General features: G+C 61.0%; 19 protein-coding genes. 14 read left to right on the top strand and 5 right to left on the bottom strand.

Annotation, left to right across the window (positions count from 1 at the left end; translation table 11 throughout):
* The first annotated feature begins 135 nt into the window (after positions 1–135).
* Together ilvA and FQ187_RS02985 are read left to right on the top strand one after the other, a co-directional pair.
* Complete coding sequence (ilvA, locus tag FQ187_RS02990; protein WP_149628346.1) at positions 136–1,650, top strand: threonine ammonia-lyase, biosynthetic; 1,515 nt, start codon at positions 136–138, stop codon at positions 1,648–1,650.
* Between the two features lie 39 nt (positions 1,651–1,689).
* The gene (locus FQ187_RS02985) at positions 1,690–2,118 is read left to right on the top strand and encodes a DUF2269 domain-containing protein (protein WP_149628345.1); all 429 of its coding nucleotides are present in this window, start codon (positions 1,690–1,692) and stop codon (positions 2,116–2,118) included.
* 122 nt (positions 2,119–2,240) lie between these two features.
* Here the strand turns inward: FQ187_RS02985 and FQ187_RS02980 are convergent, their stop codons facing one another.
* On the bottom strand, positions 2,241–2,897 hold the full coding sequence (locus FQ187_RS02980; protein WP_129440255.1) for an HAD family phosphatase: 657 nt from the start codon (positions 2,895–2,897) through the stop codon (positions 2,241–2,243).
* A gap of 143 nt (positions 2,898–3,040) precedes the next feature.
* Here FQ187_RS02980 and FQ187_RS02975 point away from each other — a divergent pair, with 143 nt between their 5' ends.
* Positions 3,041–3,520, top strand: a complete 480-nt coding sequence (locus tag FQ187_RS02975; protein ID WP_008150514.1) for an RNA pyrophosphohydrolase — start codon at positions 3,041–3,043, stop codon at positions 3,518–3,520.
* A gap of 22 nt (positions 3,521–3,542) precedes the next feature.
* Complete coding sequence (gene ptsP / locus FQ187_RS02970; RefSeq protein ID WP_033060547.1) at positions 3,543–5,822, top strand: phosphoenolpyruvate--protein phosphotransferase; 2,280 nt, start codon at positions 3,543–3,545, stop codon at positions 5,820–5,822.
* 145 nt (positions 5,823–5,967) lie between these two features.
* Here ptsP and FQ187_RS02965 read toward each other — a convergent pair whose 3' ends face one another.
* Entirely contained in the window at positions 5,968–6,714 is a 747-nt protein-coding gene (locus FQ187_RS02965) for an NRDE family protein (protein ID WP_149628344.1), read from the bottom strand.
* Between the two features lie 120 nt (positions 6,715–6,834).
* Here FQ187_RS02965 and FQ187_RS02960 point away from each other — a divergent pair, with 120 nt between their 5' ends.
* The 3 genes from FQ187_RS02960 (at position 6,835) to FQ187_RS02950 (ending at position 9,525) form a co-directional block, all read left to right on the top strand.
* On the top strand, positions 6,835–7,617 hold the full coding sequence (locus FQ187_RS02960) for a sulfite exporter TauE/SafE family protein (RefSeq protein WP_149628373.1): 783 nt from the start codon (positions 6,835–6,837) through the stop codon (positions 7,615–7,617).
* Positions 7,618–7,698: 81 nt separating this feature from the next.
* Positions 7,699–8,505, top strand: coding sequence for a prolipoprotein diacylglyceryl transferase (gene lgt / locus FQ187_RS02955; RefSeq protein ID WP_123368536.1), 807 nt, complete (start codon positions 7,699–7,701; stop codon positions 8,503–8,505).
* A 48-nt stretch (positions 8,506–8,553) separates the two neighbouring features.
* Complete coding sequence (locus tag FQ187_RS02950; protein ID WP_149628343.1) at positions 8,554–9,525, top strand: thymidylate synthase; 972 nt, start codon at positions 8,554–8,556, stop codon at positions 9,523–9,525.
* A 124-nt stretch (positions 9,526–9,649) separates the two neighbouring features.
* Here FQ187_RS02950 and cadR read toward each other — a convergent pair whose 3' ends face one another.
* Positions 9,650–10,099 carry a Cd(II)/Pb(II)-responsive transcriptional regulator gene (gene cadR / locus FQ187_RS02945; protein WP_129440262.1) on the bottom strand — a complete coding sequence of 150 codons (450 nt, stop codon included), beginning with the start codon at positions 10,097–10,099 and terminating at the stop codon, positions 9,650–9,652.
* 85 nt (positions 10,100–10,184) lie between these two features.
* Between cadR and FQ187_RS02940 the strand changes: the two genes are divergently transcribed.
* The 7 genes from FQ187_RS02940 (at position 10,185) to FQ187_RS02905 (ending at position 19,269) form a co-directional block, all read left to right on the top strand.
* Entirely contained in the window at positions 10,185–12,452 is a 2,268-nt protein-coding gene (locus FQ187_RS02940; RefSeq protein ID WP_149628342.1) for a heavy metal translocating P-type ATPase, read from the top strand.
* Between the two features lie 16 nt (positions 12,453–12,468).
* On the top strand, positions 12,469–13,332 hold the full coding sequence (locus FQ187_RS02935) for a LysR family transcriptional regulator (protein WP_134420738.1): 864 nt from the start codon (positions 12,469–12,471) through the stop codon (positions 13,330–13,332).
* A 225-nt stretch (positions 13,333–13,557) separates the two neighbouring features.
* The gene (locus FQ187_RS02925; RefSeq protein WP_149628340.1) at positions 13,558–14,634 is read left to right on the top strand and encodes a putative 2-aminoethylphosphonate ABC transporter ATP-binding protein; all 1,077 of its coding nucleotides are present in this window, start codon (positions 13,558–13,560) and stop codon (positions 14,632–14,634) included.
* On the top strand, positions 14,634–16,358 hold the full coding sequence (locus tag FQ187_RS02920; RefSeq protein ID WP_149628339.1) for a putative 2-aminoethylphosphonate ABC transporter permease subunit: 1,725 nt from the start codon (positions 14,634–14,636) through the stop codon (positions 16,356–16,358). Before FQ187_RS02925 ends, FQ187_RS02920 begins: the two co-directional genes overlap by 1 nt.
* Positions 16,359–16,406: 48 nt before the next feature.
* A complete protein-coding gene (locus FQ187_RS02915) occupies positions 16,407–17,432 on the top strand; it encodes a putative 2-aminoethylphosphonate ABC transporter substrate-binding protein (RefSeq protein WP_090178483.1) in 1,026 nt (341 codons plus the stop codon).
* Between the two features lie 146 nt (positions 17,433–17,578).
* Positions 17,579–18,712: a TIGR03364 family FAD-dependent oxidoreductase gene (locus FQ187_RS02910; protein ID WP_149628338.1), complete on the top strand. Its 1,134-nt coding sequence runs from the start codon at positions 17,579–17,581 to the stop codon at positions 18,710–18,712.
* Positions 18,712–19,269, top strand: a complete 558-nt coding sequence (locus FQ187_RS02905; protein ID WP_149628337.1) for a phosphonate degradation HD-domain oxygenase — start codon at positions 18,712–18,714, stop codon at positions 19,267–19,269. Before FQ187_RS02910 ends, FQ187_RS02905 begins: the two co-directional genes overlap by 1 nt.
* A gap of 138 nt (positions 19,270–19,407) precedes the next feature.
* Here the strand turns inward: FQ187_RS02905 and FQ187_RS02900 are convergent, their stop codons facing one another.
* Together FQ187_RS02900 and FQ187_RS02895 are read right to left on the bottom strand one after the other, a co-directional pair.
* Positions 19,408–20,784 carry a GTPase/DUF3482 domain-containing protein gene (locus FQ187_RS02900; RefSeq protein WP_149628336.1) on the bottom strand — a complete coding sequence of 459 codons (1,377 nt, stop codon included), beginning with the start codon at positions 20,782–20,784 and terminating at the stop codon, positions 19,408–19,410.
* Entirely contained in the window at positions 20,777–22,147 is a 1,371-nt protein-coding gene (locus tag FQ187_RS02895) for a DUF2868 domain-containing protein (RefSeq protein WP_149628335.1), read from the bottom strand. The genes FQ187_RS02900 and FQ187_RS02895 overlap by 8 nt, the downstream gene beginning before the upstream one ends.
* Positions 22,148–22,216 lie beyond the last annotated feature (69 nt).

The following is a 22,216-nucleotide window of genomic DNA, read 5'->3' as shown; positions in this document are numbered from 1 at the left end:
GCGGGCAAGGGGAGAACGGAAAGGCCGGCATTATAGCCCCATGCCGGGCTAAAACCTCTTGATTCGTGTGGTCGCCCGCCCGAAAGCCGGGTTAGACTCGTTGGCCCTGCCCAACCCGCTCAGTGATGCTTTCCGATGCTCGAACAGTACGTCAAAAAGATCCTCACCTCGCGCGTTTATGACGTTGCCGTAGAAACCCCATTGCAGACTGCCCGCCAGCTCTCCGAGCGGCTGGGCAACAGTATTTTGCTCAAGCGCGAAGACTTGCAGCCGGTGTTCTCGTTCAAGATTCGCGGCGCCTACAACAAGCTCACGCAGCTTTCCGATGAAGAGCGCGCTCGCGGCGTGGTCACCGCTTCGGCGGGCAACCACGCGCAAGGCCTGGCCCTGGCGGCGAAAGTGTTGGGCGTGAAAGCGACCATCGTGATGCCCAAGACCACCCCGGAAATCAAAGTCGAAGGCGTGCGTTCACGCGGCGGCAAAGTGGTGTTGCACGGGGATTCGTTCCCGGAAGCCCTGGCCTACTCGCTGAAGCTGGTGGACGAAAAAGGCTACGTCTACATTCACCCTTACGACGATCCCCACACCATTGCCGGGCAGGGCACGGTGGCGATGGAGATTCTGCGCCAGCACCCTGGCCGTCTCGACGCGATCTTCGTCCCGGTGGGCGGTGGCGGATTGATCGCCGGGATCGCGGCGTACGTGAAGTACCTGCGGCCTGAAATCAAAATCATCGGCGTCGAGCCGGACGATTCCAACTGCCTGCAAGCCGCAATGGCCGCTGGCGAACGCGTGATTCTGCCAACCGTGGGCCTCTTCGCCGATGGCGTCGCAGTGGCTCAGATTGGTCAGCACACCTTTGATATCTGTAAAGACTATGTCGATGAAGTGATCACCGTCAGCACCGACGAGATCTGTGCGGCGATCAAGGACATCTACGACGATACCCGCTCGATTACTGAACCTGCTGGCGCCTTGGGTGTGGCCGGGATCAAGAAATACGTCGAGCAACGCGGCGTCACCGGTCACACCTTTGTGGCCATCGATTCCGGCGCCAACGTCAACTTCGACCGTCTGCGCCACGTCGCCGAACGCGCTGAACTGGGCGAGGGCCGCGAAGCGATTATCGCCGTGACGATTCCCGAGAAACCGGGCAGCTTCAAGGCGTTCTGTGAGGCCATCGGCAAGCGCCAGATCACCGAATTCAACTACCGCTACAACACCGGCAGCGAGGCGCACATCTTTGTTGGCGTGCAGACGCATCCGGAAAACGATCCGCGCAGTGCGCTGATTGTCAGCCTGACCGAACAGGGTTTCCCGGTGCTGGACCTGACCGACAACGAACTGGCCAAGTTGCACATCCGCCACATGGTCGGCGGCCGTGCGGCTCATGTGGTTGATGAAGTGATTCTGCGTTTCGAATTCCCGGAGCGTCCGGGCGCGCTGTTCAACTTCCTCAACAAGCTCGGCGGGCGCTGGAACATCTCGATGTTCCACTACCGCAACCATGGTGCGGCGGATGGCCGTGTGGTCGCGGGCTTGCAAGTACCTCACGATGAACGCCACCTGGTGCCCGCAGCGCTGGAAGAAATCGGCTACCCGTACTGGGACGAAAGCGATAACCCGGCCTATCAGCTGTTTCTCGGCTGAGCGGCTACGCTGATGGCCAGGCCATAAGGAAATCGAACAATGGAAACGTTAACCGCCCTGAAAGTCGCTCATATGGTGGCGACTGTGTTGCTGCTGGTCAGCGCACTGGGTCTGGCGATCTGGGTCTGGCGTACACGCCGTAACGGTGACGCAACCGCTCACGCGCGCACGTTGCAGCGGCCGCGGGTGTTTATCTGGCTGGTGATGGGGCTGGCGCTGCTGAGCATGCCGTTTACCGGCTGGTGGATGGTGCACCTGGTGGGCTGGCCGTTGGGGCAGATCTGGTTGTTGGCTTCCAGTGTGCTTTATACCGTTGCGGCGTTGGGCTGGTTCTGGTTGCTGGTGCGGCTAAACAAACTGCGCAAGGCGCCGGCAGCGGGCAATGGGAAATTTACCTTTGCCTTGGCGTTGTTCAGTTTTGTCTGCTTTATCGCAATTGCGGGGTTGATGGGCGCCAAACCGGTTTAAGGTTTGGGACCGCGGCGGCCCCTTCGCGAGCAAGCCCGCTCCCACACTAGATCTTCAGCGAACACAGATTTTGTGTACGACGCAGATCAAATGTGGGAGCGGGCTTGCTCGCGAAAGCGGTATCAGCCGCGCAGAGTAATCACCGGCCAGCCACGCTTCTCGGCTTCAGCACGCAGATTCGGGTCCGGATCGACAGCGATCGGATGCGTCACCTGCTCCAGCAGCGGAAAATCATTCATCGAGTCGCTGTAGAAATAGCTGTCCTCCAGCGAATACCCAGTCTCCTCCAGCCAGCGATTCAACCGCGTCACCTTGCCTTCCCGGAAGCACGGGACGTCGGTGCTGCGCCCGGTGTAGCGGCCATCAACCATCTCGCATTCAGTGGCGATCAGGGTTTCGACGCCCAGACGCTGGGCAATCGGCCCGGTAACAAAACGGTTGGTCGCGGTGATGATCACCAGTTTGTCACCCGCCTCGCGGTGCTTGGCCAGTAGTTCGAGACCCTTGGGTAAAACAATCGGCTCAATGCAATCGCGCATGTAATCCAGATGCCATTGATCCAGCGTGGCCATCTCGGTGCGGCCGAGCACTTCCAGGCAAAAGTTCAGGTAGGCATCGTTATCCAGTTTGCCGGCCAGGTAATCCTGATAAAACTCGTCGTTGCGTGCCTTGTAGGCGACGGCGTCGAGGAAGCCGCGTTCGCACAGGTAATCGCCCCAAGCGTGGTCACTGTCACCGCCCAAGAGCGTGTTGTCCAAGTCGAATAAAGCCAGCCGCATTGCAGTTACTCGCTGAAAAGTCTGTAGAAAGGCGTCCAGAATACGGACTTTTCACAAGAGTGCACATAAGGTAGACCGGCTCGTTGCTGCTATCACAACCTTTGTGGAACAATGCGGCGACATGCGTTTGCGAGGTTGTTGCCGTGATCGACCCCGATGGTTTCCGCCCCAATGTCGGGATCATTCTCACGAATGATGCCGGACAGGTGCTATGGGCTCGCCGTATCAATCAAGATGCCTGGCAGTTTCCACAGGGCGGAATCAACCCCCAGGAGACGCCGGAAGACGCCTTGTACCGCGAGTTGAACGAAGAAGTGGGTCTTGAGCGCGAAGATGTTGAAATTCTCGCCTGCACTCGGGGCTGGTTGCGCTATCGTTTGCCGCAACGTCTGGTCAGGACACACAGCCAACCGCTGTGCATCGGCCAGAAACAGAAATGGTTTCTCCTGCGCCTGGTCTCCAACGAGCAGCGGGTGCGGATGGATTTGACCGGTAAACCGGAATTCGATGGCTGGCGCTGGGTCAGTTATTGGTATCCGTTGGGCCAGGTGGTGACATTCAAGCGCGAAGTGTATCGACGCGCTCTCAAAGAGCTTGCCCCGCGCCTTTTATCGCGCGACTGACGACGGAGTTCGACCCCGAGCCATGCTCAATACGCTGCGCAAGATCGTCCAGGAAGTTAACTCCGCCAAGGATCTCAAGGCGGCGTTGGGGATTATTGTGTTGCGCGTCAAAGAGGCCATGGGCAGCCAGGTCTGCTCGGTCTACCTGCTTGACCCTGAGACCAACCGCTTCGTGCTGATGGCCACCGAGGGCTTGAACAAGCGCTCGATCGGCAAAGTCAGCATGGCACCCAACGAAGGTCTGGTTGGCCTGGTCGGCACGCGTGAAGAACCCCTGAACCTCGAAAACGCCGCGGATCACCCGCGTTACCGCTACTTCGCCGAGACCGGTGAAGAGCGCTACGCCTCGTTCCTCGGGGCGCCGATCATTCACCACCGCCGCGTCGTCGGCGTGTTGGTCATTCAGCAAAAAGAACGTCGCCAGTTCGATGAAGGTGAAGAAGCCTTCCTCGTGACCATGAGCGCGCAGCTCGCGGGCGTTATCGCCCACGCCGAGGCCACCGGTTCGATCCGGGGTCTGGGCCGTCAGGGCAAGGGCATCCAGGAAGCCAAGTTCATCGGCGTACCGGGTTCGCCGGGTGCGGCAGTCGGTACCGCGGTGGTCATGCTGCCGCCGGCCGATCTGGACGTGGTGCCCGACAAGACCATTACCGACATCGCCGCCGAACTCGGGCTGTTCAAGACTGCCATCGAAGGCGTGCGCGCCGACATGCGTGCCTTGTCCGCCAAGCTGGCGAACCAGTTGCGCCCGGAAGAGCGCGCGCTGTTCGATGTCTATTTGATGATGCTTGACGATGCCTCGCTCGGCAGCGAAATCACCACCGTGATCAAGACCGGTCAGTGGGCCCAGGGCGCGTTGCGTCAGGTGGTGACCGAACACGTCAACCGTTTCGAATTGATGGACGACGCCTACCTGCGTGAGCGCGCCTCGGACGTCAAAGACCTCGGTCGGCGCTTGCTCGCCTACTTGCAGGAAGAGCGTCAACAGACCCTGGTCTACCCCGACAACACCATCCTGATCAGCGAAGAACTGACGCCGGCAATGCTCGGCGAGGTGCCGGAAGGCAAGCTGGTCGGTCTGGTGTCGGTACTCGGTTCCGGCAACTCCCACGTGGCGATCCTGGCGCGCGCCATGGGTATCCCGACGGTGATGGGCCTGGTCGACCTGCCGTATTCGAAAGTCGACGGCATCCAGATGATCGTCGACGGCTACCACGGCGAGGTCTACACCAACCCCAGCGAAGTGTTGCGCAAGCAGTTCGCCGAAGTGGTCGAGGAAGAGAAGCAACTGGCCCTCGGGCTGGATGCACTGCGGGACTTGCCGTGCGTGACCCTCGATGGCCACCGCATGCCGCTGTGGGTCAACACCGGCCTGCTGGCGGACGTGGCGCGGGCGCAGAAGCGTGGCGCTGAAGGCGTCGGTCTGTACCGCACCGAAGTGCCGTTCATGATCAACCAGCGCTTCCCGAGTGAAAAAGAGCAACTGGCGATTTATCGCGAGCAGCTCGCCGCGTTCCACCCGCAACCGGTGACGATGCGCAGCCTGGACATCGGTGGCGACAAATCGCTGTCGTACTTCCCGATCAAGGAAGACAACCCGTTCCTCGGCTGGCGCGGCATTCGCGTCACGCTCGATCACCCGGAAATTTTCCTGGTGCAGACCCGCGCCATGCTCAAGGCCAGCGAAGGCTTGAACAACCTGCGGATTCTGCTGCCGATGATCTCCGGCACTCACGAACTGGAAGAAGCCCTGCACCTGATTCACCGGGCCTGGGGCGAAGTCCGCGACGAAGGCTGCGACGTGCCTATGCCGCCGATCGGCGTGATGATCGAAATTCCGGCGGCGGTTTATCAGACCAAGGAACTGGCGCGGCAAGTGGACTTCCTGTCGGTCGGCTCCAACGACCTGACCCAGTACCTGCTGGCGGTGGACCGAAACAACCCGCGTGTAGCCGACCTCTACGACTACCTGCACCCAGCGGTGCTGCAAGCCCTTCAGAGCGTGGTGCGTGACGCTCATGCCGAAGGCAAGCCAGTGAGTATCTGCGGTGAGATGGCCGGTGACCCGGCGGCGGCGGTGCTCTTGATGGCGATGGGCTTCGACAGCCTGTCGATGAACGCCACCAACTTGCCGAAAGTGAAGTGGATGCTGCGTCAGATCAACCTGAGCAAGGCCAAGGAATTGCTCGCCGAACTGATGACCATCGACAACCCGCAAGTTATCCACAGCTCGCTGCAATTGGCGCTGAAGAACCTTGGGTTGGCGCGGATGATTAATCCGGCTTCGGCCAAGACCCTCTAAACGCTGATGGCCCCTTCGCGAGCAAGTCGAGTCGTCGCACCGCCGCTCCCACATTTAACCGAGTTTTCCCAGAAGAACGCGGTCGAATGTGGGAGCGGCGGTGCGACGACTCGACTTGCTCGCGAAGGCGTCAGTCCTGACAGCGCTAAACCCTGATTTCCACTTCCCCCAAATGCCCGCCATACGGCCCGAAACTCCGTTCAACCATCCACCGCGTCCCATCCGCCTGAACAATCAGCGCCGTACTCGCTCGCGTCCCATAAGTCGGACTGGCAATAAACACACTCGACAGCAACGTCTCGGTGGCCAACCCGACCCCGGTATCCGGCAGTTCGGTAAATGGTGCCGCCTGCGGATCATTCAGCAACGCCAATAAAGCCTGAGGTTGCGGATCGTCCAGCACTTCCTCCAGCGCTGCCCGCGCCTTGAGCAGTTTCGGCCACGGCGTATCCAGCCCCGCGTTCGACAACCCATACACCCCCGGTGGCAGCATCACCGCCTCAGTCTCCCGGGCATTGAAGTGCCATAGTTCGTTGGCATTACCGATCAGCAGATTAAATCCGGAATATTCCAGCGAACGTGCAACAACGTCGCTCAAATAGTCATCTATCGGCATATCCCCGCTAAGAAATCGTGCCACCAGCTCGCCTCGCGACTTGCGCGCGGGCGGCTGATGCGGATCGCGGATATTGGTCAACGCAGCGAAGCGTCCATGGGCGCCAACACCGAGCCAGGTGCCTCCGGCCTCCAGATCGCGACCGGCATGCACGTGCGGTGCTTCGGGCCATTGCGCCAACGGCAGGCTGGGCCGGGCATAGAATTCGTCACGGTTGGCCGCCACGATCAGCGGCTGGGCGTGACCCGGTCGCCAAGCGAAAACAATCAGGCACATAAGGTAGTCCTTGTGTGTTTTCTGCCCACTCTACTCAGTCATCGTGTGGGTATCCATCGCCATCCAGTGGAGCTTGAGGCCATGCATCCGTTACCATGCCGCTCTCATTTGGGGATGCGCATGGAATTTCTGCTCTATCTGGCGCTGGGCGCCTGTGCAGGCGTGCTGGCCGGGCTGTTCGGGGTCGGCGGCGGGATCATTATCGTTCCGGTGCTGGTCTACAGTTTCAAGCTGCAAGGGTTCGATCCGTCGATCCTCACGCACCTGGCGGTCGGCACGTCCCTGGCGACAATCATATTTACCTCGGTCAATGCGATTCGCGAACATCACCGTCGCGGTGCCGTGCGTTGGCCGATTTTTGCCTGGATGACGCTCGGTATTCTCATCGGCGCCGGTTTTGGGGCGCTGACGGCGGAGGCGATTTCCGGGCCCAACCTGCAGAAAATCATTGGCGTCTTCGCCTTGGTCATCGCCGCGCAACTGGCACTGGATTTCAAACCCAAGGCCAGTCGAACGGTGCCGGGTAAAGTCGGTCTGACCATGGCCGGCAGTGTGATTGGCTGGGCCTCGGCGATTTTCGGGATTGGCGGCGGCTCGCTGACGGTGCCGTTCCTGACCTGGCGCAGCGTACCGATGCAGCAAGCGGTGGCGACTTCATCCGCCTGCGGCCTGCCGATTGCCTTGTCCAGTGCGTTATTTTTCATGATTCTGGGCTGGCACGATCCATTGCTGCCGGCCCATAGTCTCGGTTTTGTTTATTTGCCGGCGTTGCTGGGGATCGCCCTGGCCAGCATGTTCTTCGCCCGCCTCGGCGCACGACTGGCCCACAGCCTGTCGCCGAAGTTGCTGAAAAGACTGTTCGCCGCTTTGCTGTTCTGCGTTGGCCTGAATTTCCTGCTCTGACGCAGCGCAATCCTGGCTTAATCCTGGCGTGACAGCGTCGCCCGGGAATTTTAAAGGTTTCAACTCTAACGAGGAGTCGCAATGCTGCCTTACCCGCAGATCGACCCGGTGGCATTGGCCATCGGTCCGCTGAAAATCCACTGGTACGGCTTGATGTACCTGATCGGCATCGGTGGCGCCTGGCTGCTGGCGTCGAGCCGGTTGAACCGCTTCGACCCGACCTGGAGTAAAGAGAAACTCTCCGACATGGTGTTCTGGATGTCGATGGGGGTCATTGTCGGCGGCCGCTTGGGCTATGTGCTGTTCTACGATCTGAGTGCTTACATCGCCAACCCGCTGTTGATCTTTGAAGTGTGGAAGGGCGGTATGTCGTTCCACGGCGGGTTCATCGGCGTGATGTTGGCCGCGTTGTGGTTCGGTAAAAAGAACGGCAAGTCGTTCTTCCAACTGATGGACTTCGTTGCACCGATGGTGCCGATCGGTCTGGGCGCCGGACGTATCGGCAACTTCATCAACGCCGAGTTGTGGGGCAAGGCCACCGATGTGCCGTGGGCGATGGTCTTCCCGACCGATCCGGCGCAACTGGCGCGTCACCCGTCGCAGCTGTATCAGTTCGCCCTCGAAGGCGTGGCGCTGTTCGCCATTCTCTGGTTGTTCTCGCGCAAGCCGCGGCCGACCATGGCGGTGTCCGGGATGTTCGCGCTGTTCTATGGCATCTTCCGTTTCATCGTCGAATTCGTCCGCGTACCGGACGCGCAACTGGGCTATCTGGCCTGGAACTGGCTGACCATGGGTCAGGTGCTGTGCGTACCGATGATCGTCGGCGGTCTGTACCTGATCTGGCTGGCGTATCACCGCGCTCCGGCGGCTCCAGCGGCGGCCGTATAAATTCGAACCCCGGGGCGACGGTCCCGGGTTCAAGGACACAGGTAACTCATGAAGCAATATCTCGAACTGGTCGCCCACGTCATCAAGAACGGCACCAAACAGGCCAACCGCACCGGCGTGAACACCATCAGCTTCCCTGGCGCGATGCTGCGTTATGACCTGAAGGAAGGTTTCCCGGCGATCACCACGCGCAAGATGGCCTTCAAATCGGCCATCGGCGAGATGTGTGGTTTTCTGCGCGGGGTGAACAACGCCGCCGAGTTCCGTGCCTTGGGCTGCAAGGTCTGGGATCAGAACGCCAACGAAAACGCCCAGTGGCTGGCCAACCCGTTCCGCCAGGGCGAAGACGACCTTGGCGAGATCTACGGCGTGCAATGGCGCAAATGGCCGGCGTACAAGCAGATTCCGGTCAGCAATCAGGCCGCCATCGAACAGACCCTGAGTCAGGGCTACCGCCAAATCGCCGAAGGCGAAGAAGACGGCCAGGCCTACGTCGTTCTGTACAAGGCGATCGACCAGATCCGCCAGTGTGTCGACACCATCATCAAAGACCCGGGCAGCCGCCGCATTCTGTTCCACGGCTGGAACGTCGCCCAGCTCGACGAAATGGCCCTGCCGCCGTGCCATCTGCTGTACCAGTTCCACCCGAACGTCGAGACCAAAGAGATTTCTTTGACCCTCTACATCCGTTCGAACGACCTGGGCCTGGGCACGCCGTTCAACCTCACCGAAGGCGCCGCGCTGCTGAGCCTGGTCGGTCGGCTGACCGGCTACACGCCGCGCTGGTTCACCTATTTCATCGGTGATGCCCACGTCTACGAAAACCATTTGGACATGCTGAATGAACAGCTCAAGCGCGAGCCGTTCGCGATGCCGAAACTGGTGATCAGTGATCGTGTGCCGGAGTTTGCCAAGACGGGTGTTTATCAGCCGGAGTGGCTGGAGTTGATAGAGCCGAGTGATTTCTCGCTGGAAGGTTACGAGCACCACGCGCCGATGACCGCGCCGATGGCGGTCTAAGCCTTAACACCGACCAAATGTGGGAGCGGGCTTGCTCGCGAAAGCGGTATGCCAGTCGACATCATCGTTGACTGACACGACGCATTCGCGAGCAAGCCCGCTCCACATTTGATTTTCGGTGTTCTTAATGCCCGTGACTGCGGCCAACATGGGAATGCTCCACCTCCGTCGCCACAACCCCGCCGTTCACTTCAAGCCGCTGCAAAATCCCGCACTGATCAATATCCGGCCCCTCGCCACAACGTTGGCGCAGGTCGAGTAGTTGTGTCTGCAACGCCATCAACCCATCGATCCGCGCCTTCACGTGATGAATGTGCTCGTCAATCAACGCATTCACGCTTTCGCACTGATCCTGCGGACTGTCACGCAGGGCCAGCAGGCTGCGGATTTCCTCAAGCGTCATGTCGAGGGTGCGGCAGTTGCGGATGAAGGTCAGGCGCTCGGCGTGGGCCTGGGTGTAGACGCGGTAGTTGCCGTCGCTACGGGCCGGCTCCGGCAGCAGATTTTCGCGCTCGTAGTAGCGAATGGTTTCCACGGCGCAGTCGGTGAGTTTGGCCAGTTCTCCGATCTTCATGACGGCAATCTCCAAAAGGGTGCTTGACCCTATAGTGGCTACAGGGTCTTTACTTGGCAACAGGCACCTTTCCGGACGCGACCCAATGAGCGATTCCCTTCACACGCACAAACCCGCGGCTGATCACGATCACGATCACAGCCACAAGCTGCAGCCTGTGCAGAAGCATGACCATGGCAGTCACGGTGATTCCTGCTGTGCATCCAAAGTGGTAGCACCTTCGCTGATCAAGTTGAGCGATAAGCCGACCGACGGCGCACGGCTGAGCAGTTTTCGCATCGACGCCATGGATTGCCCGACCGAGCAGACGCTGATCCAGAACAAACTGGGCAAGCTGGCGGGTGTGCAGCAACTGGAGTTCAACCTGATCAATCGGGTACTGGGCGTGACCCATGACCTGCCGAGCACTGCGCCGATTATCGCGGCGATCAAGTCGCTGGGCATGGTGGCCGAACCGATGGAGCAGGGCACCGAAGCGCCAGCGCCAATCCCCGAGAAAAAGCACTGGTGGCCACTGGCGCTGTCCGGCGTGGGCGCGCTTGCTGCAGAAGTGATCCACTTCACCAACGCCGCACCGACTTGGGTGGTGGCAATCATCGCGCTGATTTCAATCCTCAGTGGCGGCCTCACCACTTACAAGAAAGGCTGGATTGCGCTCAAGAACCTCAACCTGAACATCAACGCGCTGATGAGCATCGCGGTGACTGGTGCGATTTTGATCGGTCAGTGGCCGGAAGCGGCGATGGTGATGTTCCTGTTTACCGTGGCCGAGTTGATCGAAGCCAAGTCGCTGGATCGGGCGCGCAACGCCATCGGCGGCCTGATGCAGATGACCCCGGAACAGGCCACGGTGCAGCAGGCCGACGGCAGTTGGATCGAGCAAGACGTCAAAACCATCGAACTCGGTGCGCGAGTGCGGGTGCGTCCCGGCGAGCGAATCGGTCTGGACGGTGAAGTGGTGGCGGGCAGTTCAACCATCGATCAGGCGCCGATCACCGGCGAAAGTCTGCCGGTTGAGAAGACTGTTGGTGACAAGGTTTTCGCCGGGACCATCAACCAGGCCGGCTCCCTGGAGTACTCGGTAACCGCTGCGGCCAACAACTCCACCCTGGCGCGGATCATCCACGCCGTCGAACAGGCTCAGGGCGCACGGGCACCGACCCAGCGTTTCGTCGACAGCTTCTCGAAAATCTATACGCCGGCGGTGTTCATCCTGGCCCTTGCCGTCGCGGTAATTCCACCGCTGTTCATGGGCGCTGTGTGGTTCGACTGGATTTACCGGGCGTTGGTGTTGTTGGTGGTTGCGTGCCCATGTGCTCTGGTGATTTCCACCCCGGTGACCATCGTCAGCGGACTCGCGGCAGCGGCGCGCAGAGGGATTCTGGTGAAGGGCGGCGTTTATCTGGAGGGCGGTTACAAGCTCGACTATCTGGCCTTGGACAAGACCGGCACGATCACACACGGCAAACCGGTGCAGACGGATTACTTGTCCCTTGATCCGACTGCCGACGAATCGGCCCCAGGCATTGCGGCGGCGCTGGCCGGTCGCTCCGATCACCCGGTGTCCTTGGCCATTGCCAACGCGGCTGTGGATAAACAACTCGCGCCGCTGATTGTGGATAACTTCGAAGCGCTGGCCGGTCGCGGTGTACGCGGCGAAATTAACGGTCATGTTTACCACTTGGGTAATCACCGTTTAGTGGAAGAACTGAACCTGTGCTCGCCTGCACTGGAGGAAAAGCTGTTCGCGCTGGAGAAACAGGGCAAGTCCGTGGTGCTGCTGCTCGACAAGTCCGGCCCGCTGGCGCTGTTCGCCGTGGCCGACACCGTAAAAGAGTCCAGCCGCGAGGCGATCCAGCAACTGCACGACCTGGGCATCAAAACCCTGATGCTGACCGGCGACAACGTCCACACCGCTCAGGCGATTGCCGCGCAAGTCGGCATCGACGAGGCCAAGGGCGATCTGCTGCCGACCGACAAGCTGCAAGCCATCGACGCCCTTTATGCACAGGGCCATATCGTCGGTATGGTCGGCGACGGCATCAACGACGCTCCGGCGCTGGCGCGAGCCGAGATCGGTTTTGCCATGGCGGCGGCCGGCACGGATACCGCCATCGAAACCGCCGATGTCGCCCTGATGGACGACGATCTGCGCAAAATCCCGACCTTTATCCGGCTCTCTCGGCAGACCTCCAGCATCCTCAAACAGAACATTGCCCTGGCATTGGTCATCAAAGCGATCTTTCTTGGGGTAACCTTCGCCGGGATCGCCACCATGTGGATGGCGGTGTTCGCCGACATGGGCGTGAGCTTGTTGGTGGTGTTTAACGGTTTGCGTCTGTTGCGCAAATAGACGATGAGGAAAGGGTGTGCTGAGTGCCGAACTGAAGGCGTTTTACATGGTTGCCCGCCTGGGCAGCATTACCCTGGCGGCGAAAAAACTCGGCCTGAGCCAACCCACGGTGACGACGCAGATCCGCAATCTGGAAAGTCAGTACTCGGTTGAACTGTTCTACCGTGGCGGCCGCCGCCTCAGTGTCAGCGATGAAGGCGCGCGGTTGCTGCCGATGGTCAAGGCGCTGTTGCAGCAGGAAGCCGACATCGAGTTTTTCCTGCGTAACAGCGGACAGGTCCAGGGCACGTTGCGCATCGCCGCGACCGCGCCGTATTACATCCTCGATCTGGTGAAGACCTTTCGCGAGCGCTTGCCGCAGGTGGAGGTGTCGGTGGAAATCGGTAATTCCCAGCAGGTGCTTGAAGCGCTGGAGGATTACCGGGTAGATGTCGCGGCGTCGTCGCAATTGCTCGACGATGCACGGCTGATTCGCCGGGTGCTCGGCAGTGATCCGCTGGTGCTGGCGGTGCATCGCAATCATCCGCTGGCGGTTCACGACCATGTTCCTCTGAGTGCATTGGCCGGGCATACGTTATTGATGCGCGAATCGGGTTCGACCACTCGACGCCTGACCGAGGAATTGCTGGCCAGCGCGGGGGTGAGTTTCGGGCCGTTGTTGGAGATTGGCAGCCGTGAGTCGATCCGTGAGGCGGTGTTGCGCAATATCGGCATCAGCATCATTGCCCGGCAGGAAGTGCCGCATGATCCGCAACTGCGCGTGCTGACCATCGAGAATGCGCCGCAGATTCCCGAGTATTTGTACTGCCTCAAAGAGCGAAAAGGCGCACGGCTGCCGGCGGCGTTTCTTGGGTTGGCGCAGGAAATGGCTCCGGTTTGAGAGTTGCGCTGACTGTGCGGGCCTCTTCGCGAGCAAGCCCGCTCCCACAGGGGGAACGCATTCCAAAATGTGGGAGCGGGCTTGCTCGCGAAGGCGCCAGACCAGACAACCCATAACTCCAACCCAAATCCTTGAATACCACTATCAGCCGTTTTTGCCTCACTGCCACATGTCGGACGCATTACAAATCTAGGATGGCCTTCATCTGCTTGATGAGGACTGTCCATGAACCACTCGATCGCAACTGCCCTGACCAACCCCGGCGCCCCGATGAAAGTGCGCGGTGTGCAGAAACGCTTCGGCGCCTTTACCGCGCTGGATAACGTTTCCCTCGAAGTGGCGGCTGGTGAACTGGTGTGTCTGCTCGGTCCGTCGGGCTGCGGAAAAACCACCTTGCTGCGCTGCATCGCCGGTCTTGAGAAACAGGACCGCGGCGAGTTGTACCTCGGCGATCGCGACGTTTCCCACCTGGCGCCCCAGGCGCGGGACTACGGCATTCTGTTTCAGTCCTACGCGCTGTTTCCCAATCTCACCGTCGAAGCGAACATTGCCTACGGCCTCGCCGGCAGTGGTCGCGATGAAGTGCGCCAGCGCGTCGGTCAGATGCTGGAACTGGTCGGCCTGATCGGCAGTGAGAAAAAGTACCCTGGCCAATTGTCCGGCGGCCAACAGCAGCGCGTCGCACTGGCTCGGGCCTTGGCGCCGGCACCTTCGTTGCTGCTGCTGGACGAACCGATGTCGGCCCTCGACGCCCGAGTCCGCGAGCACCTGTGCACCGAACTGCGCCAACTGCAGCGCAACCTCGGCATCACCACCCTGATGGTCACGCACAATCAGGACGAAGCCATGCTGATGGCCGACCGCATCGCCGTGATGAACAACGGCAAGGTCGAGCAATACGCCACGCCGCAGGAAATCTACGACCGCCCGGCCACACCGTTTGTGGCCGAGTTCGTCGGCCAGGGCAATTGGCTGCCGTTCCGCCGCAGCAGCGACAGCCACGCTCAGGTCGGCGGGATGAACCTGCGCCTGGCCGACGGCAGCGCCCAAACCGCGTCCGGACGTTTGTTCTGCCGCCCGGAAGCGATCAACGTCAACCCGCCCGCGCCTGAAGAAAACCTGTTCCCGGCCAAGGTTCGCGAGATCACCTTCCTCGGCAACCGCTGCCGCATGAGCTTCGAACTCGATCAACTACCGGGTCATGCGCTGCTGGCGGAACTGGCGCCAGAAGCCATGCCGCGCCTCGGCGCGCAACAGATCATGGTCGCCTTGCCACCGCGCAGCCTGCAGGTGTTTGCCTGATGAGCGCGAACCTCGCGCTGCCGATACCGCACAAGCAGGTTCGGCAGACCTCCCGTGCCGAGATCGGCGACCGGGTGTTCGTGGTCGGCGGCAAAGTCCTTTTGCTGGTGTTGCTTGGCGTTGCGGTACTGATGCCGTTGCTGGCGATTTTCTGGCGCGGTTTCAGCCCGGAAGCCGGGCAGGGCGGCGGTCTGGTGGCTGCCCGTGAATTGGTGACCAGTGCGAATTTCCACTGGTTGCTCGGCAATAGCCTGAAAGTTTCCCTCAGCGTTGCGGCGATTGTCGTACCGCTGGCCTACCTGTTTGCCTACGCCCTGCAACGCACATTGATACCGGGCAAAGGCATCTGGCGTGGGATGTCGCTGTTGCCACTGATGGCGCCGTCGATGTTGCCGGGCATTGCGCTGGTTTATCTGTTCGGCAACCAGGGCATGTTGCGCGGTTTGCTCTCGGACAATATCTACGGTTTCTGGGGCATCGTGCTGGGCGAGGTTATCTACACCTTCCCACATGCGTTGATGATTCTGCTGTCGGCGCTCTCCCTGGCGGATGCGCGACTGTTCGATGCCGCCTCCAGCATGGGCGCCAGTCCGGCGAAAGCCTTTCGCAGCATCACTTGGCCGGCAACGCGTCAGGCTGTGTTCGCGGCGTTCTGTCTGGTGTTCACCCTGACCATCACCGACTTCGGCGTGCCCGTAGTGGTCGGTGGCGATTATCAAGTGCTGGCGCTGGAAGCCTACAAAGCCGTGGTCGGCCAACAACAATTCGGTCGCGGCGCGTTGATCGGCATGGTCCTGCTGCTGCCAGCGCTGTTCAGTTTTGGGGTCGACGCCTGGCTGCGTCGGCGTCACGGCGATTCCATGAGCGGCCGGGCTCAGGTGTTTCAACCGGCACCGTCGAAACTGCGGGACGGCTGCTACCTGGCCATCGTGCTGCTGATCTGCGCGGTGTTGCTGCTGGTGTTCGGCATGGCGGTGTACTCGTCGCTGGTAAAATTCTGGCCGTACAACCTGTCGCTGTCGCTCAACCATTACCAGTTCAACGACACGGCGGGTGGCGGCTGGCTGGCCTACGGCAACAGCGTGAAGATGGCGCTGTGCACGGCGTTGATCGGCAGCGTGCTGATCTTCACCGGCGCCTACCTGATGGAAAAAACCAAGGGCCAGCGCGGGCTGAATCTGACACTGCGCATGCTCAGTTTCGTACCGATGGCGGTGCCGGGTCTGGTACTGGGCCTGGGTTACGTCTTTTTCTTCAACCTCAGCGGCAACCCGCTGCATGTGCTCTACGGGACCATGACCCTGCTGGTGGTCTGCACCATTGCTCACTATTTGACCACCGCGCAAATGACCGCCACCACGGCGCTGCGCCAACTCGATGCCGAGTTCGAAGCCGCCGCGCTGTCGCTCAAGGCGCCGCTGTATCGGCACTACCTGCGCGTCACCGTGCCGATCTGCCTGCCGGCGCTGCTGGACATCGTGCGCTACCTGTTCGTCTCGGCCATGACCACCGTGTCAGCGGCGATCTTCCTCTACAGCCCCGACACCATCCTCGCGGCGGTGGCGGTGCTGAACATGGACGATGCCGGCAACGTCGGCGGCGCGGCGGCGATGTCGACCCTGATTCTGTTCACCTCGGCGGGCGTGTCCCTGCTGCTGGCCTGGGCTTCGCGCGGTTTGTTGCGCCGCTCCCAGGCCTGGCGGCAGACCGCGCCTGGTCATTGATTCCCCGCTCCTCAACCCAAAAGCCTTCAACTCAAACAGGAAAAGATCATGTTCAAGCCCCTGGCCCTGGCCGCTGCTGTCCTCACCGCTTTCAGCCTGAACGCCTTCGCGGCGAAAACCGAGTTGACGGTGTACACCGCCCTCGAAGCCGAACAACTGAAGACCTACAAAGAAGCCTTCGAAAAGGCCAACCCGGACGTCGAGATCAAGTGGGTGCGCGACTCCACCGGCATCATTACCGCCAAGCTGCTGGCGGAAAAAGCCCGTCCGCAGGCTGATGCAGTCTGGGGCCTGGCCGCTTCGAGCCTGGCGATACTCGATCAGCAAGGCATGCTGCAAAGCTACGCGCCGAAGGACCTGGGCAAGATTGGCGGCAACTACCGCGACGCCGCCAACCCTCCGGCCTGGGTCGGCATGGACGTCTGGGCCGCGACGATTTGCTTCAACACTGTCGAAGCCGAAAAACAGGGTTTGAGCAAACCCGTGAGCTGGCAGGACCTGACCAAGCCTGAGTACAAAGGCAAGATCGTCATGCCCAACCCGGCCTCGTCCGGCACCGGTTTCCTCGACGTCAGCGCCTGGCTGCAAACCTTCGGCGAGAAGCAGGGCTGGGCCTACATGGATGGCCTGCACCAGAACATCGGCCAGTACGTTCACTCCGGTTCCAAGCCGTGCAAGCTGGCGGCGGCGGGTGAATTCCCGATCGGCATTTCCTTCGAGTACCCGGCCGTTCAACTGAAACGCCAAGGTGCGCCACTGGACATCATCCTGCCGAAAGAAGGCCTGGGCTGGGAGATCGAAGCGACGGCTGTGATCAAGGGCACACCGCATGAAGACGCGGCGAAGAAACTGGCTGACTTCTCGGCAAGCCCTGCAGCGATGGAGCTGTATAAAGAGAACTTCGCGGTGCTCGCGCAACCGGGTATCGCCAAGCCGCAAACCGAATTGCCGGCGGATTATGAGCAGCGTTTGATCAAGAACGACTTTGCCTGGGCTTCGAAGAATCGCGATGAAATCCTGACCGAATGGCGCAAACGCTATGACGGCAAGTCCGAGAAAGTGGTTGCCAAGTAAGATTTTCATCGGCTGACAGGGCCCCTTCCCGAGCAAGCCCGCTCCCACACTCGATCTCTAGCGGACACTAAATTTGTGAATGACAAAGATCAAATGTGGGAGCGGGCTTGCTCGCGAAGGCGGTTCAGATTTTGGGGCATCTCTTAATGACACAACACAACGACATGCTGATCGTCGGCGCAGGTATCCTCGGCCTGTCCCACGCTTACGCCGCCGCCAAACGCGGTCTCAAAGTCACCGTTTTCGAACGCAGCGAAACGCCTTTGGGTGCCTCGGTACGAAACTTCGGTCAGGCACTGGTCACCGGCCAACCACCGGGCCCGATGCTCGAACTGGCCAAAGCCAGCCGCGAGATCTGGGGCCAATGGGCACAACTCGCCGGTCTGCAACTCAAGCGCAACGGCTCGTACCTGTTCGCCCGCACCGAAGCCGAAGAACACCTGCTGGAAGCCTTCTGCTCCGGTCGCGCCGTGGAACACGGCTACCGCGTCGACTTGCTGCGCGGCGCTGCATTGCGCGACTTGTACGGCGGCCAGTTCAGCCATCATCGCGCCGCGTTGCACGGAATGGACGATCAGCAGTTGTATTCGCGCGAAGCGATTCCGGCGTTGATCGACTACCTGCACCGCGAACTTGGCGTCGCGTTTCACTTCTCCACCCTGGTGCGCGACATCGAGCCCGGCCGCTTGCACAGCACCGCCGGATCCTTCAGTGCCGAACAGATCATCGTCTGTTCCGGCCACGATTATCAGACGCTGCTGGCCGAGCCAATCGCCGAGCTCAACCCGCAAATCTGCCGCCTGCAAATGCTCCGCGCTCGACCGCAGATCAACCTCAACCTGCAACACGCGCTGCTCACCGGTTTGAGTTGCGTGCACTACGGCGCTTTCGCCGACCTGCCGGAAGCGGCGGCGGTGCAGGCGCACATCCTGCGAGAGGAACCGCATCTGCATGAAAACGGCATTCACCTGCTGATCAGTCCGACGCCGTATGGTGAATTGATCATCGGCGACTCCCACCATTACGGCAGCGCCCCGTCGCCATTCAATGCCGAGCAAGTGGACAACTGGATGATTGAACTGGCCGAGCAGACGTTGGGTTGCAAGGTGCAAGTGGTGGAACGCTGGCAGGGTGTCTATGGTTCGCGGGGACCGGGGCCATTCTCGTTTCTGCGTCCGATGCCGGGTGTGAGCGTGGCACTGATGCACACCGGTGTCGGCATGAGCGTCGGGCCGGCGATGGCTGAACGCAACGTAGCGACGTTGTTGGGAGAGCGTTGATGGACCGCAATGAGCAAGTGATCGCCGAGGTGTTCGCGTTATACGAGCGCTTTGGCGACAGCGATTACATCGGCGAGCCGGTGTCGCAGATCGAGCACATGTCACAGGTCGCCGAACTGGCCATGGCCGAGGGCTTCGATGACGAAGTGGTGCTGGCCGCGTTCTTCCACGACATCGGGCATATCTGCGCCGAGAGCGCCGAGACCATGGGCGGCTTCGGCGTGGTCAGTCACGAACGGTTGGGCGCGGATTATTTACGACGCGCAGGTTTCAGCGAGCGCATGGCGCGGCTTGTGGAATACCACGTTCAGGCCAAGCGTTATCTGACGCTGAAAGAGCCTGGGTATTACGAGAGATTGAGCGAAGCCAGTCGCCGCACTCTGGAATATCAGGGCGGAGTGATGACCGCTGAAGAGGCTGAAGCTTTCGAGCAGGATCCGTTATGTGCGGTGAGTTTGCGGATGCGGCAGTGGGATGAGCAGGCCAAGGAAATGGCGGTGCCGGTGATTGATCTTCGTCTCTTGAAAGAAAAGGCGTTGCGCCTATTGGTGGCTTAATGCAAATGAACCGAGGTGCGGCCTTCGCGAGCAAGCCCGCTCCCACATTAGATCCGTGTCATACACAAATATTGGGTCACTGAAAATCAAATGTGGGAGCGGGCTTGCTCGCGAAGGGGCCGCCCCAACACCCCAGACCTAAAGCTGCTGCGCCAATACCTCAACCTGCTCTAGCCTTTCCGCCTGATTCAACTTCGGATGCGGATTGAGCGACGACCACTGCGGATGCGCCCGCGCCTTGTTCAGTGCCTCGGGCAGTTTGCCTTCGCGCCAGGATTTGTCCTGGGGCGTGGCGACCTGAATGCTGTCCATCGCCGCATGCCCGCGCGCATTGAGCGCTTGCAGCAGTTGTCGCTGACGCAATGCCAATAGCCGCAGCACGCTGTCATCGACGGTCAGTTCTCGCTGACCTTTGATCTTGCCCAATAACCGGCTGCCATAACTGCGGGCGGTTTGCAGGGCGCCGCCGGCAATTGCGCCGGCGAGTGCCGCTGCGCCAAGGGTCAACCCACCCACCAACAAGTCGACCCCGGCCCCGGCTGCCGCGCCGGCCGCGATACCGCTACCGACTCGCACGCCGAGCTGTTTCAGGGTTTCCGGATTGAACAGGTCATCGCCCCAGCGGCCATCGAGCAGTGGCAGATCACTGGCCGCCGCGTCCTGCGGGCGGAAGGCGTAGAGCTTGAGCAGCGCTTCGACGCAGCGTTGTTCTCGTTGGCGAACCGCTTTGCGCAGTTCGTTGATGGCCTGCTGTTCTTGCTCGGCTTCGCTGACCACGCTGCGTCGGCAGGCGGCACAGTCGATCAATAATTCGGCAATCAGCCGCGCCGCACTCTGTTGCCGGGCCTGGCGTTGGGCTTGCTGATCGGCGATCAGGCGTTCCAGTTGCGGGCGGGCGTTTTCCAGCAGCAGCGCGAGGCTTTCGTAGAGTCGACGTTCGCCATCCTCCGGCGGTGCGACGCTGTCGAAACGCACCAAGGCGTGTAAGCCCAGACGTGCCAACGCTTCGCGCCAATCCGGCTCGCGGTGGTTGGCGCTGCTGACGAAATTCAGCACCGGCAGCAGCGGTTTGCCGCAGCTGGCCAACACGTCCAGTTCGTCGCGGTACTTGGCCAGCACCGGCTCCCGGGCGTCGATCACATAGAGGCCAGCGTCGCAGGTCAGCAGTTGCCGCAGCACCTTGGCTTCCTGTTCGAAACGCTGCCGGGCTTCGCTGCCCTCAAGAAAGCGCGCCAGACGCGCCGGACCGTCGAGGCGTTCACCCGGTCGTTCCAGACGTTCGAGATAGTCGAGCAGGGCGATGGCGTCTTCCAGGCCCGGCGTATCGAAAAGGTCGAGCAAGGGCTCGCCGTCTACCGACAACCGTGCACCTTCCACGTGTCGAGTGGTGCTGGGGCGATGAGAGACTTCGCCGAAGCCGACATCTCGGGTCAACGTTCGCAGCAACGAGGTTTTGCCGACATTGGTGTGGCCGACCACAGCGAGCTTCAAGGGCGCTTTCCATGGATTAGTCATGACCGCTCTCCAGCCAGCTCAACGGCGCGCAATCGGCGAACGGCAAGTCCAGCTGTTGCAGCGCCACGTGCCAGTCACCCAGCCTTTCGGCGTCCAGCGCTTCGCCCGGCGGTGCTTGCAGCAACCAGACGCGGGTGGCAGTGGCGTTGCGCGCCAGTTCGGCGATCAATGCCAGGCTGCCACGGTCCGGCGAGCGCCGTGGATCGCAGGCGATGGCCAAGCGTGCCGGGGGGAAACGGCTCAGTTGTTCGAGCAGTTTGTTGCGCGATTCGCGGCTGTCGAGGATCCCGGCGTTGCTGACGGTTTTCGGTAGCTGCGGCGGCCACGGACGTTGATCGTCCAGCTCGATGGCCACCAACAATGCGCCATCGCTTGGCAGGTCGCTGGCAGCGGTCTCGACGCGATGAAGGTGTTCCGGGGCGGCGTCGCTGATGCCCAGGCGTTCACTGGTCGGCATCAGCCGTTCGCGCAGTTGGGCATAACCGGGCAGGTTCAAATCCAGACGCAATGCCGCTTGGCCGGTTTTCCAGCACCACAGGCAAAACAACGCCAACAACAGTCGCGGCAAAACACCGTAGACCACCAGTACACCGACCAGCCATGTTGCCCAGGCCTGACGGGCGCTTTCGATGTTCAGCGCGGCATCGCCGCTGGTGCGGATCATTTCCATGGTCGGAACGTTGAAACCCAGCATGGCCGGTAGGGCGCCGAGGGCCTGGGTCATGGCGACGAAGGTGTCGCCGCCGAGGAGCGTGGTTTCCCAGACAAAGCCGTAACGCCGGGTCGCCATCAGCATCAACAGCATCACCAGCGCACTGAGCATCGCCAGCAACCACAAGCCATTGACCAGCACGCCGACCGCCCAGCGATTGAGTTTCTGTCGTTGCAGCAAGAGCAGCAGGGCCGGGGCCAGTTGCGCGGCTTTGGCATCGCGAGCGAGTTTTTCGCTGAGCCATAACCACAAGCGTCCGAGGGTGGCGCCGTGTTCGCCAGCGAAGACCAGGCCCAACGCCCAGCTCAGCAATAGAATCAGGTTCAGTCCAAGCAAACTGCCCAAGGCCCAGAACACATTCACCGGAGTTTGTCCGTCGCCCAGCGCGGCAAACGCCAGGCCAGCGCCGCTGGCAACGGCGAGAACAGCCAGCACCAACAGAGCCAGCCGCGCACCTTGCCGCCAATTTTTTAGGGCACTGGCCAGCCCATCGCGCTCGGCCAGCCACAGGGCGCGGCGTTGAATGCGTGTCGGCAGGTCGCCGCCGGCGCTGCGGGCCAATCGGTTGGCTTCCAGATCATCCAGGGGGCCGGCGTGTTCTTCACGCAGGCGAATGGTTTCCGTCAACCAGAGGTTATTCAGTTCAGTCACGCGGCATCCCGTCGCTCAATTGAACGGTGAGCATAACCGCTGTGGCGCTTATCGGGGTACGGGAGGCTC

The organism is Pseudomonas sp. ANT_J28 (genome assembly GCF_008370005.1).
GTDB lineage: Bacteria > Pseudomonadota > Gammaproteobacteria > Pseudomonadales > Pseudomonadaceae > Aquipseudomonas > Aquipseudomonas frigoris.
This window is presented reverse-complemented; position numbering and strand designations above follow the sequence as displayed.

What these genes read in the sequence shown, in the direction of transcription:
- ilvA (WP_149628346.1), top strand. Translation starts at nt 136, where the DNA reads ATGCTCGAACAGTACGTCAAAAAGATCCTCACCTCGCGCGTTTATGAC.
- FQ187_RS02985 (WP_149628345.1), top strand. Translation starts at nt 1,690, where the DNA reads ATGGAAACGTTAACCGCCCTGAAAGTCGCTCATATGGTGGCGACTGTG.
- FQ187_RS02980 (WP_129440255.1), bottom strand. Translation starts at nt 2,897, where the DNA reads ATGCGGCTGGCTTTATTCGACTTGGACAACACGCTCTTGGGCGGTGAC.
- ptsP (WP_033060547.1), top strand. Translation starts at nt 3,543, where the DNA reads ATGCTCAATACGCTGCGCAAGATCGTCCAGGAAGTTAACTCCGCCAAG.
- FQ187_RS02965 (WP_149628344.1), bottom strand. Translation starts at nt 6,714, where the DNA reads ATGTGCCTGATTGTTTTCGCTTGGCGACCGGGTCACGCCCAGCCGCTG.
- FQ187_RS02960 (WP_149628373.1), top strand. Translation starts at nt 6,835, where the DNA reads ATGGAATTTCTGCTCTATCTGGCGCTGGGCGCCTGTGCAGGCGTGCTG.
- lgt (WP_123368536.1), top strand. Translation starts at nt 7,699, where the DNA reads ATGCTGCCTTACCCGCAGATCGACCCGGTGGCATTGGCCATCGGTCCG.
- FQ187_RS02950 (WP_149628343.1), top strand. Translation starts at nt 8,554, where the DNA reads ATGAAGCAATATCTCGAACTGGTCGCCCACGTCATCAAGAACGGCACC.
- cadR (WP_129440262.1), bottom strand. Translation starts at nt 10,099, where the DNA reads ATGAAGATCGGAGAACTGGCCAAACTCACCGACTGCGCCGTGGAAACC.
- FQ187_RS02940 (WP_149628342.1), top strand. Translation starts at nt 10,185, where the DNA reads ATGAGCGATTCCCTTCACACGCACAAACCCGCGGCTGATCACGATCAC.
- FQ187_RS02925 (WP_149628340.1), top strand. Translation starts at nt 13,558, where the DNA reads ATGAACCACTCGATCGCAACTGCCCTGACCAACCCCGGCGCCCCGATG.
- FQ187_RS02920 (WP_149628339.1), top strand. Translation starts at nt 14,634, where the DNA reads ATGAGCGCGAACCTCGCGCTGCCGATACCGCACAAGCAGGTTCGGCAG.
- FQ187_RS02915 (WP_090178483.1), top strand. Translation starts at nt 16,407, where the DNA reads ATGTTCAAGCCCCTGGCCCTGGCCGCTGCTGTCCTCACCGCTTTCAGC.
- FQ187_RS02910 (WP_149628338.1), top strand. Translation starts at nt 17,579, where the DNA reads ATGACACAACACAACGACATGCTGATCGTCGGCGCAGGTATCCTCGGC.
- FQ187_RS02905 (WP_149628337.1), top strand. Translation starts at nt 18,712, where the DNA reads ATGGACCGCAATGAGCAAGTGATCGCCGAGGTGTTCGCGTTATACGAG.
- FQ187_RS02900 (WP_149628336.1), bottom strand. Translation starts at nt 20,784, where the DNA reads ATGACTAATCCATGGAAAGCGCCCTTGAAGCTCGCTGTGGTCGGCCAC.